Origin of the sequence: Pseudoalteromonas sp. PB2-1 (assembly GCF_045040605.1) — a bacterium.
Lineage (GTDB): Bacteria > Pseudomonadota > Gammaproteobacteria > Enterobacterales > Alteromonadaceae > Pseudoalteromonas > Pseudoalteromonas arabiensis.
Genome location: NZ_CP090667.1, coordinates 564,698 through 582,500 on the forward strand (window position 1 = coordinate 564,698; position 17,803 = coordinate 582,500).

14 protein-coding genes are annotated in these 17,803 nt (G+C 42.2%); 10 read left to right on the forward strand and 4 right to left on the reverse strand.

All coding sequences use genetic code 11. The annotated features are described in order from the left end of the window. Positions 1-4: 4 nt before the first annotated feature. The 4 genes from L0Z67_RS02700 to L0Z67_RS02715 all read left to right on the forward strand — a co-directional run bounded on the left by L0Z67_RS02700 (position 5) and on the right by L0Z67_RS02715 (position 8,692). Positions 5-3,067: a type I restriction endonuclease subunit R gene (locus L0Z67_RS02700; protein ID WP_405128433.1), complete on the forward strand. Its 3,063-nt coding sequence runs from the start codon at positions 5-7 to the stop codon at positions 3,065-3,067. A gap of 9 nt (positions 3,068-3,076) precedes the next feature. After that, the gene (locus L0Z67_RS02705; protein ID WP_405128434.1) at positions 3,077-3,886 is read left to right on the forward strand and encodes a Hachiman antiphage defense system protein HamA; all 810 of its coding nucleotides are present in this window, start codon (positions 3,077-3,079) and stop codon (positions 3,884-3,886) included. Further along, positions 3,876-6,992: a DEAD/DEAH box helicase gene (locus tag L0Z67_RS02710; protein ID WP_405128435.1), complete on the forward strand. Its 3,117-nt coding sequence runs from the start codon at positions 3,876-3,878 to the stop codon at positions 6,990-6,992. The genes L0Z67_RS02705 and L0Z67_RS02710 overlap by 11 nt, the downstream gene beginning before the upstream one ends. 833 nt (positions 6,993-7,825) lie before the next feature. Beyond that, complete coding sequence (locus tag L0Z67_RS02715) at positions 7,826-8,692, forward strand: phage integrase N-terminal domain-containing protein (protein WP_405128436.1); 867 nt, start codon at positions 7,826-7,828, stop codon at positions 8,690-8,692. Positions 8,693-8,761: 69 nt separating this feature from the next. Here L0Z67_RS02715 and L0Z67_RS02720 read toward each other — a convergent pair whose 3' ends face one another. Beyond that, positions 8,762-8,911, reverse strand: a complete 150-nt coding sequence (locus tag L0Z67_RS02720; RefSeq protein ID WP_405128437.1) for a hypothetical protein — start codon at positions 8,909-8,911, stop codon at positions 8,762-8,764. Between the two features lie 286 nt (positions 8,912-9,197). Here L0Z67_RS02720 and L0Z67_RS02725 point away from each other — a divergent pair, with 286 nt between their 5' ends. The 4 genes from L0Z67_RS02725 to L0Z67_RS02740 all read left to right on the forward strand — a co-directional run bounded on the left by L0Z67_RS02725 (position 9,198) and on the right by L0Z67_RS02740 (position 12,480). Further along, on the forward strand, positions 9,198-9,398 hold the full coding sequence (locus L0Z67_RS02725; RefSeq protein ID WP_405128438.1) for a hypothetical protein: 201 nt from the start codon (positions 9,198-9,200) through the stop codon (positions 9,396-9,398). 32 nt (positions 9,399-9,430) lie between these two features. Beyond that, positions 9,431-9,790, forward strand: a complete 360-nt coding sequence (locus L0Z67_RS02730) for a hypothetical protein (protein ID WP_405128439.1) — start codon at positions 9,431-9,433, stop codon at positions 9,788-9,790. A gap of 476 nt (positions 9,791-10,266) precedes the next feature. Continuing rightward, the gene (locus L0Z67_RS02735) at positions 10,267-11,991 is read left to right on the forward strand and encodes a DUF927 domain-containing protein (RefSeq protein WP_405128440.1); all 1,725 of its coding nucleotides are present in this window, start codon (positions 10,267-10,269) and stop codon (positions 11,989-11,991) included. Positions 11,992-12,243: 252 nt separating this feature from the next. Beyond that, positions 12,244-12,480, forward strand: coding sequence for an AlpA family transcriptional regulator (locus L0Z67_RS02740; RefSeq protein ID WP_182797694.1), 237 nt, complete (start codon positions 12,244-12,246; stop codon positions 12,478-12,480). Here L0Z67_RS02740 and L0Z67_RS02745 read toward each other — a convergent pair. The 3 genes from L0Z67_RS02745 to L0Z67_RS02755 form a co-directional block, all read right to left on the reverse strand. Then, the gene (locus L0Z67_RS02745; protein ID WP_182797693.1) at positions 12,472-13,422 is read right to left on the reverse strand and encodes an Abi family protein; all 951 of its coding nucleotides are present in this window, start codon (positions 13,420-13,422) and stop codon (positions 12,472-12,474) included. The two genes, L0Z67_RS02740 and L0Z67_RS02745, sit on opposite strands and share 9 nt — an antisense overlap. A 232-nt stretch (positions 13,423-13,654) precedes the next feature. Continuing rightward, on the reverse strand, positions 13,655-14,866 hold the full coding sequence (locus L0Z67_RS02750; RefSeq protein ID WP_405128441.1) for a tyrosine-type recombinase/integrase: 1,212 nt from the start codon (positions 14,864-14,866) through the stop codon (positions 13,655-13,657). Positions 14,867-15,040: 174 nt separating this feature from the next. Further along, positions 15,041-15,901 carry a YicC/YloC family endoribonuclease gene (locus tag L0Z67_RS02755; protein WP_062567428.1) on the reverse strand — a complete coding sequence of 287 codons (861 nt, stop codon included), beginning with the start codon at positions 15,899-15,901 and terminating at the stop codon, positions 15,041-15,043. Between the two features lie 180 nt (positions 15,902-16,081). Between L0Z67_RS02755 and rph the strand changes: the two genes are divergently transcribed. Further along, positions 16,082-16,795 carry a ribonuclease PH gene (rph, locus tag L0Z67_RS02760; protein WP_193988314.1) on the forward strand — a complete coding sequence of 238 codons (714 nt, stop codon included), beginning with the start codon at positions 16,082-16,084 and terminating at the stop codon, positions 16,793-16,795. 22 nt (positions 16,796-16,817) lie between these two features. Continuing rightward, positions 16,818-17,462, forward strand: coding sequence for an orotate phosphoribosyltransferase (gene pyrE, locus L0Z67_RS02765; protein WP_054554229.1), 645 nt, complete (start codon positions 16,818-16,820; stop codon positions 17,460-17,462). Positions 17,463-17,803: the final 341 nt, after the last annotated feature.

The following is a 17,803-nucleotide window of genomic DNA, read 5'->3' on the forward strand; positions in this document are numbered from 1 at the left end:
TTATATGTTTAACGAACAAACTGTCACAGAAAATGGAATTATAGACCGCTTAAAAGGGATAAGCGGTGTAAAGTGGACTTACTGCCATGGCGAAAACCTGCCCAAACAAGCGCAGGACATCCTCGTAGATGAGTGGCTTAAAGACGCCTTGTGTTCGTTAAACCCTGATATTGCCAAACAACCGGATTATGCCGATGAAGTGATTTATAAGCTGCGTGGTGTGGTGCTGGAAGCACGTCATACCGGTTTGGTAAAGGCCAATGAAAACTTTCATGAATGGTTAATGGCCGAAAAAACCTTACCCTTTGGTGAGAATGGCGACCATATCACCATCAACCTGATTGATTTTGACAATATCGCTAACAACCACTTTGTGGTGTCACAACAGGTGCACTATATCGCGGCGACCGAAGTCTATTTTGATATTGTACTCTATGTAAACGGTATTCCCTTGGTGGTGGGCGAAGTGAAAACCGCTACCCGCCCGAGTGTAACCTGGCAAGACGGCGCCGCCGATTTCATGGGCGGTAAAAAGCACTATTGGAAAAACGTTGAACCCTACTTTGTACCCAACCTGCTGTGTTTTGCCAGTGAAGGCAAAACCTTTGCTTATGGTGCCATCAATGCCCGGGTAAAAGACTGGGGCCCTTGGCACAATACCGACCTGCGCGATGACATTTTGCCCGGCTTGGCATCGGTGCTGGACAGCTGCGAGGGCTTGTTAAACCCGCAAACTTTATTGCAGTTGCTAGAATCTTTCGCACTGTTTTCAACGGTTAAGACCGGTAAAAACACGCCACCCAAGCGCATTAAAATTCTACCGCGTTACCCGCAGTTTGAAGCGGCCAAGCAGATTGTTGACCGTGTGCGCAAGGGCTACCCGAAAAAAGGCCTGATCTGGCATTTCCAGGGCTCGGGTAAATCGTTATTGATGCTTTACGCGGCCAAGATGCTGCGCAGTGACAATGCCCTGAAAAACCCCACCGTATTGATTGTGGTTGACCGGCGTGATCTAGATACGCAAATTAGCGAAACCTTTGGCGGTGCCGACGTTAAAAACCTGATCAAGGTACAGAGCTGCAAAAAGCTTGGCGAACATATCGAACAAGACAGCCGCGGCATTTTAATTACCACCATCTTTAAGTTTAAAGATGTCGAGATTGATGATAGCAACCCTAATGGCCTTAACAGCCGCGACAACATTATTGTGTTGGTGGACGAAGCCCACCGCACGCAGGAAGGTGGCTTGGGTGAGAAAATGCGCTGGGCCCTGCCACAAGCGCACTTTTATGGTTTAACAGGTACACCGATTTCTGGTATCGACCGCAACACCTTTAAGCTATTCGGCGCCGAAGAAGACCCTGGTCGCTACATGAACCGCTACAGCTACAAGCAGTCAATCCGCGATGGCGCCACTAACCCGGTCAAGTTTGAACCACGCTTGGCTGAGCTGCGAGTAGACCGTGATGCTATCAACCAAGAGTTTGAGCAGCTCGCCAAAGACAATAATCTCGACGACGAAGAAAAAGCCGCACTATCTAAACGTGCGGGCAAATTAGCAGTGATGCTTAAAGCGCCCAAGCGCATGGCCGCTGTGAGCAATGATATTGCCGAACACTTTAGCAGCCACGTTAAGCCGAAAAAGATGAAAGGTATGGTCGTAGTTTACGACCGCGATGCCTGCGTTCAGATGTATTACTTGTTGGGTGAAAAGCTCGGTTTTAATGCCGTTGAAGTGGTGATGAACGTCGATCAGGCACCCGTAAAAGCCGAAGAAGGCGGTAAAAAAGACAAGCTCAATAAAGACTGGCGTAAATGGCATGACGATTTGGAATTGCCGATTAAACAAGAAGATTTTGAGCGCTGGCAGCAGATTGATGCCGAAGACCACACCCAGAAAGACTTAATCGAAAGCTATAAAGACCCCAAGCATCCGTTGCAGCTGATCATCGTCACCGCCAAGCTGCTCACCGGCTTTGACGCGCCTATCTGCTATTGCATGTACTTGGATAAACCGCTGCGCGACCACACGCTGCTACAGGCCATGTGCCGCACCAACCGTTTGTACGAAACAGACGACGTGCGCAAAGATATGGGCCTCATCATTGATTACCTTGGCGTGTTTGAGAACCTGCGCACCGCGCTGGCCTACAACCCAGAAGAGATTGATGGCGTGGTAGAAGGCATTGAAGCCTTTAAAGAATTATTACCCGCCCAGTTAGATAAATGTTTGTCCTTTTTCCCCAATGTGGACCGCACCTTAGAAGGTTTCGAAGGCATTATGGCGGCGCAAGAATGTTTGCCGACCAATGAAAAGCGTGATGAGTTTGCCGCCAGCTTCGGCGTGTTAGCTAAGCTATGGTCGGCCATTAACCCAGACACCTTCTTAGCCCCGTATCGCAAAGACTACAAATGGTTGGCCCAGATCTATGAATCGGTGCGCCCAGTCGGCCAAACCGGCGCTTTGGTGTGGGCGGCGCTTGGCCCTGAAACCATCAAGATGATCCACGAGCATACCGACATCAATCGCATCCGCGACGATATCGACGAGCTGATCATGGATGAACACGCCATTTTCACCCTGACAGACAAAGAGCAAGAGCAGCGCGCGAAACGCCTCGAAATTGACTTGATGGGCCGCCTACGTGGCAGCAACGACCCTAAGTTTGTCGAGCTGGGTGAACGCTTAGAAAAACTGCGCCAAGACTACGAAGCCGGTGTCATCAAAGCCATCGACTGGTTAAAAGGCCTGTTAGACGCCGCCAAAGATACGGTACAAGCCGAGCGCGAAACCGGCGAGCATGTGGTGACCGAAGAAGATAACAAACAGGCCTTAACCAAACTCTTCTTGGAAACCCGCCCAGAAACCACGCCAAAGTTAATCGGCGATGTGGTTGAGCAGATCGACAAGATCGTTAAAGCCACCCGGTTTGAAGGTTGGCAAAACTCCAACAGCGGCCCGCGTGAAATTCAAAAGGCGCTGCTGGTAACACTTGCCCAGTTTGGTCTTGGTAAAGATAAAGAGCTGTTTGCTAAGGCGTATGGGTACATAGAAGAGCATTATTAGGAAGTAAAAATGCCATGGACAAATGAGCATATTCAGTGGCTCCAAGACACTGGTCAAACACTGACACTTCAGTGTGGCAAGCAAGCAAAAATTTATCGATTTCATCATGATGTTAATGATCAAATGAAAATGGCCGCGTGGGCAAAGCATTTTAGAAACCATTACTGTAGTGATGCTGAGATTGACATGCTTAAAGCCCCCGGACAGTCTCGCACTGAATACCTGCTAGAAATGAAGTTTCCCAATCAAACAGTAGCACCTGGTCCGAGTATTCGAGCGGGGGATTTTGCCGAAATTCTCGTCGCAGATTATTTGACGTTTTTACATGGTTATAAAGTTCCGAGAACTCGATATGACCGTAAAGGTGTACCAAATGAATCCACCAAGGGATCTGATGTTCTAGCCTTTAAACAGGTTGATGGACAGCCTAGCAGCGACGAGCTCCTTGTTTACGAAGTTAAAGCTAAATTAAGTCCAGGCGCTAAGTCTATGCTTCAAGAAGCGGTTGACCATTCTGCAAAGGACCATTTGCGTTTAGCTGAGTCACTAAATGGTATTAAGCAGCGTATGATAGACCGTAATGAGCCTGATGGTGTAGGAATGATAAACCGATTTCAGGACTCAGTTAACCAACCGTATAGATTAAGATTTGGTGCAGCAGCAGTGTGTTCTGATAGTGCATATGATGGTACTTTACTTGCGAGTGCAGATACATCACAACATCCGCACTCGGATGATCTTGAATTGTTGGCGATTCAAGGTCATGAATTGATGGCGTTAGCTCACGCACTTTACGAGAGGGCTGCCCATGAGGTTTGAAAATAAATCCCTCAAGCTTTTATCGATAACTAAATCGAAAGCCAAAATGTACGAATTTGGTTTGGATGAAGAACATCATATTCACCTATTAGAGTCACCAAATGAATTGCTTCTTATGACTATCGCAATACTTGGTGATTTATGTCGGGAAGAGTTGTCTGAAGAGGTTAATCCTGAATATATTGAGCAACGTCGGCTAGAGCTAAGAAACGCAGCTAGATACTTTGATGCGCTTGTAGGGTCAAAGTTGCAATCAAACTATGATTATTACCTGTGCCTGCTGGGGTCTGCATCCTACTATTTAGCAGATATGCCTGGTAGCGCAGCAGTATTAGCGGAAAAAACTCGGCAAAGAGAGCTCCTTACTGAATCAGGACTAGAAAACATCTTAAGTTGGTTGTTACTTGGGCAGAAAGGGCCTCAATTGTATGGAGAGGGGGCCCCAATTCAGGAGGTCATTCAAAGCTTCTACACTGCTATGGCAATGTACATGAGCGGTAAGGCATCGGCACCTAAGTTAAACGAATATCAAGTTTTCATTCGCCGATTAGTGAGTGAAATGAGGACATTTTTCCATTCAAATGGCACAGATCGAGAGTTACTCATAGCGGATATCATTGCTTCGATAGTAATGAGGAAGCTAAAGAATTCATCGATTAACCTGCTACCGGCCTATTCTGACCTACCGTTAGAACAATGGTTAACAGCCCTTTCCAAAGAGACCTTTATAAATGAGTTATGGCCTGCGCAACGCTTGCTAGGTGAAGCCGGGGTGTTCAGAGGAACATCTGCTGTAGTTCAACTACCAACAAGTGCTGGAAAGACTAAATCAGCAGAATTAGTTATTCGCTCTGCTTTTTTATCTGAACGAGCATCGACAGCCGTTATTATCGCTCCTTTTAGATCGTTGTGTAGAGAAATTACTGACTCGCTGAACGCAGCTTTTAAAGACGAGGAAGTGTTAGTTAACCAGCTAAACGATGTTCCGCAGATAGATGAATTTGATATTGCCCTATTCTCTCAACTATTTGAAACTAATGAAGCGATAACTCCTTCACCTTCTATTGTTGTTGCTACCCCGGAAAAGCTAGTTTATTTGCTTCGCCATAAGTCTGAATTGGCTGAGGCTATCTCACTGGTTATTTACGACGAAGGGCATCAATTTGATACAGGCTCTCGAGGAGTAACTTATGAACTTCTTCTGACGAGCCTGAAGCAAAAACTGCGGTCTGATACGCAGCACCTACTTATTTCAGCAGTACTATCTAATGCAGCGTCAATAGGTGACTGGTTATATGCTGGCGAAGGTGAGGTGGTTAATGGCGCAGAATGTTTATCAACTGAGCGCAGTGTAGCGTTTAGTAGCTGGCGAACTGGGCTTGGCCAATTTCACTACGTTGAGCCGTTGAATCCTAATTCAGAAGAGTTCTTCGTCCCTAGAGTATTAGCATCATTACCCATACCCTTACAGGGGAATGAGACTGTTCAGAGATTTTTCCCACCGAGAGATGATAAATCATTAGTTGCAGCTTACCTTGGAATTAAACTGTCACAACATGGACCAGTAGCTGTATTTTGTGGGCAAAAAAGTTCCGTTATTAAAATATGTCGTGAGGTAATTAAACCTCTCGATAGAGTTGAGGAGCTTCGTGCTCCGATAGTCAATAGCAATCGGAAAGAAATTGAAAAAATTGGACACTTGGCAAAGCTTCACCTGGGCGCCTCGTCTGTAGTAACCAAAGCGATTCAGCAAGGCATACTTCCTCACAGTGCCAATATCCCAAACGGTTTGCGTATTTCAGTTGAGTTCGCCATGGATAAAGGGTTCGGTCAATGCGTTATTTGTACGTCAACCTTAGCTCAAGGTGTAAACCTGCCAATTAAATATTTGGTAGTGTCGGGGGTTTTTCAAGGGGAAAAGCTCATTTCAACGCGCGATTTTCACAATCTCTTAGGTAGAGCTGGAAGAGCTGGAAAACACACTGAGGGGAGTATTATTTTTGCAGATACGGAACTGTTTGATCAGAGGCGAACTGGAAAAAGACGACAGTGGGACCAGGTTGGTGCGTTGCTGGACCCTACAAAGTCAGAGCACTGTACTAGTAGCCTTTTGACTTTAGTACAGCCATTTCACGATGACCCTTTTAATGTTGATCCAATTAAATTTTTGGAGTCACCTGAAAAGTACGAACAGCTTTGCTTAAAGGCCGCAACCCAGCAAAATTTAGATATATCATCCTTAATAAAGCAAATGGAGTATCGGCTTGGTTTCATTAAGAGTTTAGAGAGTTTCCTGTTGGCAAATAGCAGTGATGACACTCTTACTGAAGAAGCGCTGGCCGAGCTTTCGACTGATACTTTTGCCTATTCAATTGCAAACAATGATGAAAAGAAAAAATTAAAAACTGTATTTACTATTGTTGCAGAGCGAGTCCGCGATATAGCTCCAGAGAAGCGTGCTTTTTATGGGAAAGCCCTTTTAGGTATTAAAGAGCTTGAAAAGCTAGAAGCATGGCTAAATGAAAATATTGAGGCTCTGAAGGAAGAGCATTCACTAGAAAAATTATTAGAAATTATTTGGCCGGTTATTGAAGATTTAGGGATGAATAACAATCTAGGCAAGCTTTTAGGTGAAGGGGCCGGGCTTTTTATCGCACGTCTATGGTGCTCTGGAATCTCTTACCAAGAAATACTGCGTCAGTCAGTGCAAAATGGCTTTAAGTTTAAAGCTAATACACAACAGCGAAGACTAAAAATCGAAAATATCATAGAGATATGTGACAGTTGCTTAGGATATGACGCGATGCTATTAGTTGGTGCTTGCGCGGATTTGCTAGAAAGCATTTATGCAATTCCTGATACCTCAGATTCATTTAGGAGGTTGCAAGCTTCATTAAGAGTTGGCTTAGATGATGAATTAGAGAAATGGCTTTATTCAAAGGGATTAGCTGATCGTATCATTGCCAGAGATATTGGTAATATAATTCGCAATGCTGAGCAACCAATTGAATCTTTTGATACATCAGTGTTCGAAAAATTTAGAGATAGGATTTCTGAAAGGTTAAATCACTACCCATCGGTGTTTCATGATGCTGTATATGGTTAATAGATTTCAGGTTTTAAAAAAGCAGCTGCACACCTTTGTCGCCTTGACAGTATTTAAGGCCGCGTATCTATTTAGATACGACTATCCTTTGAGACGGTAGATGCTAAAAACCCTAAAAACACCTACTTGGATTACTCACCTCGTGGGCAACGCCCGGTTGTACCATTAGCCATACGGCCACCTAGGTAGAGGTCGTCTGTAGAGTAGACGGGGCTGGTGTGCAGCCACTGATTTGAACTATACCTGACCTTCCTACATTGTGCGTCAGAAAAACCCCCCTAAGTTTTCCCCGGTTTTTTTAGGCGGATTGGTGACGAGTCGTCCCTACTCGAAAGAGGTAGGGACGACTCGCAGAGTCGCCCATCGAGGCCACTGCTCATGATGCCTCGATCCCAATCCGCCTTGAAAAATTGCAGGGCCAGAAGAGGGATGGAGATTTGAGCGCTTCAAAAAAGTGTTGCAATCTCTGATCACTGTGATAATTTTAATTATGAACTAGCTCGAAATGAGCACAAAGAAAAAGGGCGTATTCACTGCCCGCAACACGTTCCTGAAGAGCTGCATTCGCAGCATTATGGGTCACACGACCACCCCACTATAAACAACACAAATATAAACCACAGTAGTTCGCGCTGTATTTCAGCAGAAATCACACGGCTCAGCTTTGTTGCTTTAGACCAGTTAGCCTTTATGTCTTATGACAATATGCTCGGTTACGCACCGTTCATATGGCTTTAAAACTTACCTATTTTGGCATTTCGCCCCCTGGTCTTCGGTTTGGTGTTTTTCTCAATACTTTCAAAATCAATTTTAAAATTTATGAGGAACATGAAATGAGCCAATTAGGATATCGACTTCACCAAATGGTAAACGACACACACCGCGAAAGTAGCTTTAGCACTAGAGCTACCCGAAGCAAAGTTTTAAACCTTGCAGCAACACAACTACTTAGCCATGGTTATAGATTAAGAGATCCATCAGGTCTTAAAACCAAACATATCAATCACCTTGTATCGCGCTGGCAAGATGAAGGTTTAGCACCCAAAACGATTAAAAACAGAATGGCCGCTCTGCGTTGGATTGCCGAAAAAATAGGTAAGCCTAATATCTGTTCACGTAGTAATGATGATTATGGCATTCCAAGAGTTCGCAACAACCCCATTGGCAAGTCAAAAACGTTAGACATGGATAAGCATGCCAAGATCAAAAGTGACCTAATCAAGCTTTCCCTGCGTTTGCAGCAAGAATTTGGGCTTAGAAAAGAGGAGTGTATGAAATTCAGCTTATCTTATGCTTTGATAGACGCTAACACTCTACAAATAAAAGGCTCATGGGCTAAGGGTGGCAAATACCGCAAAATTCCGATCTTAAAAGAATCTCAACGACAGCTTATTCGTGATATTGCAGCTGTTACTAAAGGCGCACTTATCGAACCTGACAAAAACTATAAGTCACAAATGGAACAGTACGACCGCGAAACAATTCGAGTTGGATTAAATAAAAATCACGGACTGCGTCATCATTACGCAAGGGAGCGTTATTTAGAGCTTACAGGTTGGAAATGCCCTGCCGATGGAGGCCCACATAGAAGAGAACTGTCGCCCACTGATTATGAGCACGATACCAAAGTCCGTGAGCAAATTAGCCAAGAGTTAGGTCATGAACGTTTGAAGATTACCTATGCGTACTTGGGCAGTTAAAATTAGGCATGCCTAATTTTGAATGGGCGAATAAACTAACTTCGCCCTAGTTTATTGCTCTACTAATCCTCAGTTTTTACATCCATTTTTATCGCAGTTGATTTTAGAGTGGGTGTCTACCCAGTGGGTAGCTTCCTTTTTAGTATCAAAACCACATCCTGTTGTTCCACCTTTACTTCCTTTGTGAACAATTCCAGTTGGCACATGTTTAACAGCCATAATTCTACTCCATCAGATTGATTTAAAAATTAACGCTTATGAGTTAAGCATTAATAGGATGGCAATAACTGAGTAAAAAGCTAGTTATTTATTCTTATTTTTTGAGAAAAGTAAAAGTGTATATTTTGAATGATTTACTATAAATACATGAAATTTATTGTTTTTAAAGTTTCAAATTTTAACGTGTGAGACATCTTCCATATTGATTTAAAAGGATTTATTAGCTTAACTAAAGGCAAGACCAATTATCGACCGAATTAGGCATGCCTAATTTTAGGAGTCTCATATGTGGAAAAAAGCGTTAAAAGTAACAGGGTTGGTGGCACTAGGTGTTGTTGATGTTTTGCTATCAGTTTCTGAAGAAAATAACCAGCTAGATGAATTGGATGATGGTATGGGTAACATTATTGCTGATGGTGAAGAGATGACTCGCGCAGAAGCTGAAGACGCTAAAGCTCGTGGCGAGCTCTACGATACCTACCTATGAATTAGGCATGCCTAATTTTGAAAGGGGAAATAATGATAAATAAAGATCTTTGGCCATTTAAGCCTGTATACGATGAACTGGAGATTCGCTTAGCTGGTATTGAGGGCGAGTGTGAACCATTAGGTTTAGAGGTTGATCTTGGCAATGAAACGGAAGAAGAGATGTTCATTGCTTTAACCACACAAAAAGCGTTTGCATTTGATGTTATGAATGAGCATGGCGATATTTGGGATATTCGACTAGAACCCTTTTCCACGTTTAAAAGTCGCAGCGATCAGGTTTTCTTTCCTTTCACAGGCCTTAACCCAGCTAAACGGTTGAAAATTAGTAACTGGATTTTAGAGCTTTGTAATTGGGAAGGTAATATCTACTTGGGTAATACGAGACATTAAGGTGTACTTATGACTGATTATGAATGGTTTCAAATGTGGGTGTTAATGGTGCTGGCTATTCGCGCAACTCGCCACTACGACAAACTAAAGCATGACCTATTTGAAGCAATTAAAGATGGGAAAATATAGATATGGCTCCTTTACTAACAGGATGTGGTTTAATTCTAGCTATGGTGATATTTTTTGCTGTTTTATTCCATTTAAACCGGAAAAACATCAATAAATTCGACTGATATCCAATCTTTTGAGCCAAGAAATTAGGCATGCCTAATTCTTGGCGTCCAAAAGTAGCATTTTCATACCAAATTAGAGTGAAAATTACCTCCTTACTTTACTGGAAACCGCATTTTTAAAGGGCTAAGAAAACTACCCGAAAGTAAGGTGGGTTTTTCCGATCCAAGCTGTCTCAAACCGTGTCAACCTAACTCTCAATGATTCAAGCAATATAAATGTGTTGATTTTGAGAGGTGAAATTCATGCTAAAGACAAAACCCGATGGTATTTACTCATACACTAGCAGTGGTGAAGAGAAAAAAATATCTGGGCCAATAGAAGTGAAAGCTATTGTCTCTTCCCATGATAAGCGAGATGACTTCGGCCGCCTTTTAGAGTGGAAAAACTACTTTGGCTTACCAATTCGAGAAGTACTGCCAATGGGAGAAGTTGATGACAACTTCGCAAAAAAATTTAAAAAGAGGCTGCTTAGGTCTGGTTTTCAAATCACGCCAGGAAAAAACTCGTGGGAATCTCTTTTAGCCTACCTAATTGAAACTCCTTGTAATCTGCATGCTTACAGCGCAAGGCAAAGTGGTTGGGTTGATAGGCAATTTGTGACACCGGATTGGAGTATAGGCCAATACGATACTCCAGCAGTTTATGTTGGTGAGTTTGCAGGTGACAGCTTAGTTGAATCCGGCTCATTGTTGGATTGGCAACAAAATATAGGAAAGTATTGCCGAGGCAATCCAATCATGATTCTTGCTGTATGTACTGCACTTGCGGCCCCTATTATTGGATGGACTGATTTAGAGAGCTTTGGAATACAAATTGTCGGTAGTTCAAAATCAGGCAAGTCTACAGTGATGAAAGTGGCAGCAAGTATCTATTCAGATCAAACTTACTGGGAGACTTGGAGCTCTACTTCTAACGGTATTGAGTCTATCGCTCGTGCGCGAAATAACATGTTGCTTTGTCTTGATGAATTTAAGCAGTGCCCCGCGCAAGAGATAGGTCAGTTAATTTACCATTTGTGTAATGGCGTATCAAAACTAAGAAGCCAACAAGATGGCGCACTAGATAAGCGTTATCGTTGGCGCACAATATTTCTTAGTACCGGGGAGCTTACCCTTGAAGAGCTTTTGTTAGGCATTAATCAAAGTGTTAGTGCAGGGCAGTCAGTCCGGTTAATAGAGGTTCCAGTATTTAGCAAATATGATGCTTTCGAAAATACTCATGGATTTACTTCGGCTAAAGAATTTGCAGAGTACTTATCAGCCAGCATAGGTAAATACCATGGAACTTTCATTAAATCGTGGGTGGAAGCTCTCTCAGATTTTGATTGCCCAAACAATGAAGTTATTAAAGAGTACAAAGATATTCGGGAGCAGTGGCCTTGGCCAAAAAACATTGAGAGCCAAGCTAATAACGTTTTAGATAAATTTGCTCTGCTAGCGGCCGCGGGGGAAATTGCCATAAATTTAGGATTGTTGCCATGGCACTTGGGTGAAGCTAAAGATGCATTAGAACAAGTAGCAACAATTTGGTTAGATGACCGTAATAGCACTGAAAATTCAGAAAGTAAGAAAATTATTAAGAAGCTTATCAAGCTAATCAATAAGTGGCGCCATAGTCTGAGTCCTCGGGGGGAGTCACATAACGGGAGCATAGGATTCTTCGAGTCAGAGCCTGAACTGGCTTGGTACATCCCTCAGCAGTTATTCAAATCGGAAGTAATTGAGTCCGTTGCTCATGAATACAGTCAAACAGTCCATTACATGCTTCAAAAAGGTTGGGCTATTTCCAATGAGGGCACGCGACGCACATTTAAAATAGGAGCAGAGCGATTTATTAAGCTTTTTCCTGAGAAAATCTGTCGCGAATGCGGTGAAAATGTGGATCTATCCCATTTTTATACAAATGATAACTCATTGAATAGTAATGCTAATCCCACTTTCCCAGCTTCCCAGAGCGAGAATTACTAATGCTTACTGACCAACTATTTTACGAAATAAAATGCGTTATTGAAAACCAACTTTGCAAAGTAGCGCTCAACAGCAAAGAGTTCCTCACATTTGATGAGTGTGTTCAGTACACAGCACTAAGCCCAAATTTCTTGCGGCAACAAGTACGGGACGGGTTGCCCAGCTACAAGCTTGGAGGGCGGCGAACCTTTTTCAAGAGAGAAGAAGTTGATGCTTGGGTACTAAAGAATCGCGTGGAATTAGGAGACGACCATGAATAACGAGCTATTTGAAAAAAGAGCGGGTATTTTAAAACTTTATGGCGAAGAAGAGCGCTTGATAAGCGAGACTGAGCGCTGCCGCAGAACCGGCATTAGCCGCACTACCTGGTGGCGTATGCAAAAGGCGGGAGAAACCCCGCCAGCTTCCAGCGTTGGCAAGGGGAAAGCCCGCTGGTTGCTGTCTGATATCTTGCTTTGGATTAATGGGAATAGATTTTCATCATTGTAATAATGGAGTGTTATAAGGAGCAATGATTGACGGAATAGCTCCGAATTTGACATAAAAGCGGCTATTGTCTTGATTGGCCTTTTGAACTAGTTCAATAAGGCCTTCCAAGTCTTCTATATCATATGTTTCAAACACATGAATATATCGATTAAACTCTTGTAAGTTTAGTACTTGTCTAACTCTCGACTCCAAACCAACATCGCGAACATATTTTTGAAACTTTGGCGATATCCAATATAAGAGCTCTAACATATTATCTAATTTTTCAGTAAGGGTTGCTATTGCATCCTCCGGGGAGTTCACATCACTAATGCGCCAAGCTGGTTCGTTATGGGAGATACGGTTCCTAAAACCTCTTACTTCCTCAATTCGCCTCCGTAACGCATCTCTTTGATGAAACATAGGATTGCTTTTCACCGTCACTCTAGGTAGCTTTCTAAAAGCTTTAGTCAATTTTGATGGCCATAGGTAGCTGTTATTCCCACCATCGTAAAAGCTTTTGTCTAAAATATATTCCCATGCTGAAAAGTCGGTCTTGGAAATGATTTGATCTAAGGTAACAGTTTCGGGGTTTCTACCTTTATCTTCTAAGGCTCTTTTGGCTTCTTTTTTTGCATTTTTGAGCTTTTCTTTAAACTTTTTAACTTGTTCAGGGTTGCACAAGTCTCCATGATCATTTTTTTCTTGAGTAAAAGGAATTGCTTCAAACCAGAATTGCCCGTCAGTTGTTATATTGTTTTTCGCTACTTCGTTGATTGCATTCCGTAGTGCAACTTCGATTAGTTGAATAAGTGGATAGAAAGAACCCACTAAAGTTAAATTCCAACTGTAAGCACCAAGAAGCTCCGCATCACTAGTTAACCCTAAAGAATTTTTATAACTTGAAAGCCTTGCTGAGCTAATTAACTTTTTGGGCTCAGTATAATCATAATCATGTGGCATATTGAGGATTCTTATCTATTTTTATATTTTTGGGCATACTATCAAGTTTTTACGAAAAAGACTTGTAGTACGAAATTATTTTGACACATGCGTCAAGATAATTTACTATTGTATTTAGCTAGTCGAATAGTTCTTCTCCCATCTTAGTAATGGTGCTAGTTCATCGACATAAAGCGTAAGATATTAGCCCCTGGTAGCATTGCTATCGGGGGCTTTCCTTTTTGTAATATTTTTACAAAAAATAGCTCAATTTTTCTGATACTTTCATGTGAATTATCTTTCTCTCTTCAAAGAAGTCATGTTTGTTGTAAATTTCATCTAATTTACTGATTTGATGATTTAAGCAACGTTCTAAATGATCATCTTGAAACTTCATCCCGGCCGCGGTAGATCTGAAAGTGCGCCGAAGATCGTGAACTCTAAAATGTTCCAAGTCACCCATACGGTTTGGCGGTTGAACTTTTTTACTTTTATCTATTCCGAACAGTGAATTTATTGCGCTGTTGATAGTATCTGGGCCCATGTATGGTCTAGTGCTCTTGCGCCTAGCTGGAAATACATAATTTGACCCATGTGATCGAACTTTTAGTTCTCTAAGCCATTCTACAGCGAGTGGTGGTAAAGGAATCTTGATCGCTCTAAAGTTTTTCTTGGTACGTTCTTTGGGTAAATGCCAAACAGCGTTATCTAAATCTAACTCATGCCATGGAGCCTGAATTAATTCAGATTTACGTACTCCTAAAACCACCAACAAACAGCAAGCCAGGTAGTTGTCGCGAGTAAAAGACTCGGGATATTTTCTGAATACGCTGAATGCTTGTTCCACTTCATCAATAGTTAATACTCTTTCCCGAGAGGATTCATGCCCTCCTGCATCTTTATAACTGAATGCAGATGCGGGATTGTTGAGTGTAATATTCAATTGGATAGCATGCTTAAAAAGGTTTTTAAGTAGATCGAGTACATCATTCGCCACTGTAGTTCGCCCACTGTCGGCAATGATATTTAGGATATCTCTAATGTGAAACGCATTAACCTGCTCAACTTTAAGGTGACCAATGAATTTGGCTACATTGTTGTCATATTTACTTTTCGGAATATCAGGCCTTTTTAATCGTTTGAGCAGCTTATTTTCATACATATCTTGAAATAGCTCGTTAAAAGTCATCCCGCTATGTTTTGACAGAGAGCTCAATGATAGTGGATCAATGCCTTCTCTGAGCATGGCTCTGATCGTTTCAGCCTCACCACGAGCTTCAGCCAGTGTCAGTTGTCCGAATTTACCCAGAGACTTTTCCCTCCTCTTTTCGTTAAAGGTATATCTCAGGGACCAATAAGGTTCGCCACGCTTGGGAACGACGAAGGACAATCCATTGCCATCGGATGTTTTACTATGCTGACCTTTAGCAAGTATGTTGACTTGTTTAACTGTTAAATTTGGCATTTTTTCACCTCTTGTACTCACCAGTAGTTTGAGACTAGCAGTGAAAAATACTCACCACAATACTCACCAATTGGATGAAACAGAATGAAAAAATACGGAACGATAAAAAACAAAACCTCGCTATAAAGCGAGGTTTTTCAGGTGGTTATGAATATTTGTGAGCGCTAATGAACCTTACTCTATATTCTGGATCTGCTCGCGCATTTGCTCGATTAACACTTTTAGCTCTACCGCAGCGTTAGTGATGTCACTGTTGATAGATTTTGATGCTAACGTGTTTGCTTCACGGTTAAACTCTTGCATCATAAAATCTAAGCGTCGGCCACACGCGCCACCCTTAGTTAAGATTTTTTTGGTTTCTTTAACGTGAGATTTCAAGCGGTCGAGTTCTTCGGCTACATCTTGTTTTTGTGCTAGGTAAATTAGCTCTTGTTCAAGGCGAGACTCGTCGATGTCGGTTTTTAGCTCTTCTAGCTTTTGGTTTAATTTTTCGCGCTGCCATTTAGCGATTTCTGGTAAGTGGCTTTCCACAATGGCTACTTGTTCTAAAATTGCATCAAGGCGAGTAGCTATCATTTCTTGCAAGTTTGCGCCTTCATCGCCGCGAGCTTGTTTGAAATCTTCAATTACATCATCGAACCCGGCAATTAAATCTTTATTTACGCTATCCATGTCGAGCTCTTCGGCTTCCATAACACCTGGCCAACGTAAAATATCAACAGGGTTGATGTCACCATTGCTTTGTTGCTGCACCCATTGTGCGCTTTTTATTAGCTGCTCAGCGAGTGATTCATTAATACTAAGCTCACCAACATGGGCAGGGTTTGCTGCAAATTTTAAGAAAACTTCAACTTTACCGCGTTGTAAGTGTTTGCGTAAACGCTCACGAATAACAGGCTCCATGCCACGGAATTGCTCAGGTGCGCGGATAAAAGTTTCAAGGTAACGTTGGTTTACTGAACGAATTTCCCAAGTGCCAGTGCCCCATTCGCCTTTAATTTCGCGGCGCGCATAAGCTGTCATGCTGTGGATCATGGATGATTTCCTAGTGTTATTTGTTTACAAAGTTGACTGATTATACCGCATCAGTTTTTAACCTCTAGCGTAAATTTTCTGAAATGTACTTTTCTGTTGTAGTTAATAGTGTAAATCAACATGGCATCTGTCCGTATATATACTTATAATGTGGCAAATTCTGAATTAAGGGGATCGTTAATGCGTCCAAGCGAAAGAACACCTAACCAAATTAGACCAGTTACATTTACACGCAATTACACTATGCATGCTGAAGGCTCAGTGTTAGTAGAGTTTGGAAATACTAAAGTTTTGTGTACAGCGACTGTCGAAGCTGGTGTACCGCGCTTTATGAAAGGCCAAGGTAAAGGTTGGGTTACGGCTGAGTACGGTATGTTACCTCGTTCAACACATACTCGTAATGGTCGTGAAGCGTCGCGCGGTAAGCAGGGCGGTCGTACTATGGAAATTCAACGTTTAATCGCACGTGCACTTCGTGCCGCGGTTGACTTAAAAGCGTTAGGCGAAAACACTATTACTATCGATTGTGATGTTATTCAAGCTGATGGCGGCACGCGTACTGCATCAATCAGTGGTGCATGTGTTGCTTTAGTTGATGCGCTTACTTACATGCGTAGTAAAGGTATGATTAATTCAAACCCACTTAAGTATATGATTGCGGCAATTTCAGTTGGTGTATATAAAGGTCAACCAATTAGTGACCTGGAGTACCTAGAAGATTCTGAAGCCGAAACCGATATGAACGTGATCTTGACCGAAACGGGCAAAATCATCGAAATCCAAGGTACAGCTGAAGGCGAACCTTTCTCATTCGATGAACTTGATGAGCTACTTACATTAGCCAAGCACTCAATTCGTGAAATTATCGACGTTCAAAAGCAAGCATTAGCTTAATAAAGAAGTAGGTTGATTCGTTATGAAAGATTATCAAAAAGAGTTTATTGAATTTGCACTCGAAAAACAGGTGCTAAAGTTTGGTGAGTTTACTTTAAAGTCTGGCCGCACTAGTCCTTATTTCTTCAATGCTGGTTTATTTAATACCGGTCGTGACCTTGCACGCTTGGGTCGCTTTTATGCAGCGGCACTTGAAGATGCGGGTATTGATTACGATGTATTATTTGGCCCTGCTTATAAAGGTATTCCGATTGCAACGACGACAGCCGTTGCGTTAGCTGATCATCACGACAAAGATGTACCTTACTGTTTTAACCGTAAAGAGAAAAAAGCACACGGTGAAGGCGGTACATTAGTAGGTTCTGAACTTAAAGGTAAGATCATGTTAGTTGATGACGTGATCACTGCGGGTACAGCTATTCGTGAGTCAATGGAAATCATTGCTGATAATGGTGCAGATTTAAGTGGTGTTTTAATTGCACTTGACCGCCAAGAGAAAGGTAAAGCTGAGTTATCTGCTATACAAGAAGTCGAGCGCGACTTTGGTACTAAAGTTATCTCTATTGTAAAACTAGCTGACTTAATTAGTTACCTAGAAGCGAAAGGCACAATGGATGAGCATTTAGCCGCAGTAAAAGCATACCGTGATCAATACGGCATTGCTTAACATTTAAAAACGCGAACTTTTTTAAAAGCCTAGCAGTATTGCTGGGCTTTTTTGCTTTTATAGTTTTGTGCTTTTATAGCCTTAAATACGACTGAAAAGTAACTGAAGCGTTAATAAAGTTTCGCTTTTGTGGTGTTTAGATTAAAAAGGATTCAAAAGGCAGTTTTTTTAAAGTTTTCTTGAAAAAGTGCTTGCGTTAATTCGCTGCATCCCTATAATGCGACCCCACTGAGACGGCAGACAGCAACGCTTAGCGAGGCAAGAGCAACTCAGGGTGTCAAGTAAAACTAAATTTTGAAACATTGCTTGAAAAAGTAACTTTTCTCAAAATTAAGTGTTGA

Coding starts and splice junctions, on each gene's coding strand:
- L0Z67_RS02700 (WP_405128433.1), top strand. CDS start 5: ATGTTTAACGAACAAACTGTCACAGAAAATGGAATTATAGACCGCTTA.
- L0Z67_RS02705 (WP_405128434.1), top strand. CDS start 3,077: ATGCCATGGACAAATGAGCATATTCAGTGGCTCCAAGACACTGGTCAA.
- L0Z67_RS02710 (WP_405128435.1), top strand. CDS start 3,876: ATGAGGTTTGAAAATAAATCCCTCAAGCTTTTATCGATAACTAAATCG.
- L0Z67_RS02715 (WP_405128436.1), top strand. CDS start 7,826: ATGAGCCAATTAGGATATCGACTTCACCAAATGGTAAACGACACACAC.
- L0Z67_RS02720 (WP_405128437.1), bottom strand. CDS start 8,911: ATGGCTGTTAAACATGTGCCAACTGGAATTGTTCACAAAGGAAGTAAA.
- L0Z67_RS02725 (WP_405128438.1), top strand. CDS start 9,198: ATGTGGAAAAAAGCGTTAAAAGTAACAGGGTTGGTGGCACTAGGTGTT.
- L0Z67_RS02730 (WP_405128439.1), top strand. CDS start 9,431: ATGATAAATAAAGATCTTTGGCCATTTAAGCCTGTATACGATGAACTG.
- L0Z67_RS02735 (WP_405128440.1), top strand. CDS start 10,267: ATGCTAAAGACAAAACCCGATGGTATTTACTCATACACTAGCAGTGGT.
- L0Z67_RS02740 (WP_182797694.1), top strand. CDS start 12,244: ATGAATAACGAGCTATTTGAAAAAAGAGCGGGTATTTTAAAACTTTAT.
- L0Z67_RS02745 (WP_182797693.1), bottom strand. CDS start 13,422: ATGCCACATGATTATGATTATACTGAGCCCAAAAAGTTAATTAGCTCA.
- L0Z67_RS02750 (WP_405128441.1), bottom strand. CDS start 14,866: ATGCCAAATTTAACAGTTAAACAAGTCAACATACTTGCTAAAGGTCAG.
- L0Z67_RS02755 (WP_062567428.1), bottom strand. CDS start 15,901: ATGATCCACAGCATGACAGCTTATGCGCGCCGCGAAATTAAAGGCGAA.
- rph (WP_193988314.1), top strand. CDS start 16,082: ATGCGTCCAAGCGAAAGAACACCTAACCAAATTAGACCAGTTACATTT.
- pyrE (WP_054554229.1), top strand. CDS start 16,818: ATGAAAGATTATCAAAAAGAGTTTATTGAATTTGCACTCGAAAAACAG.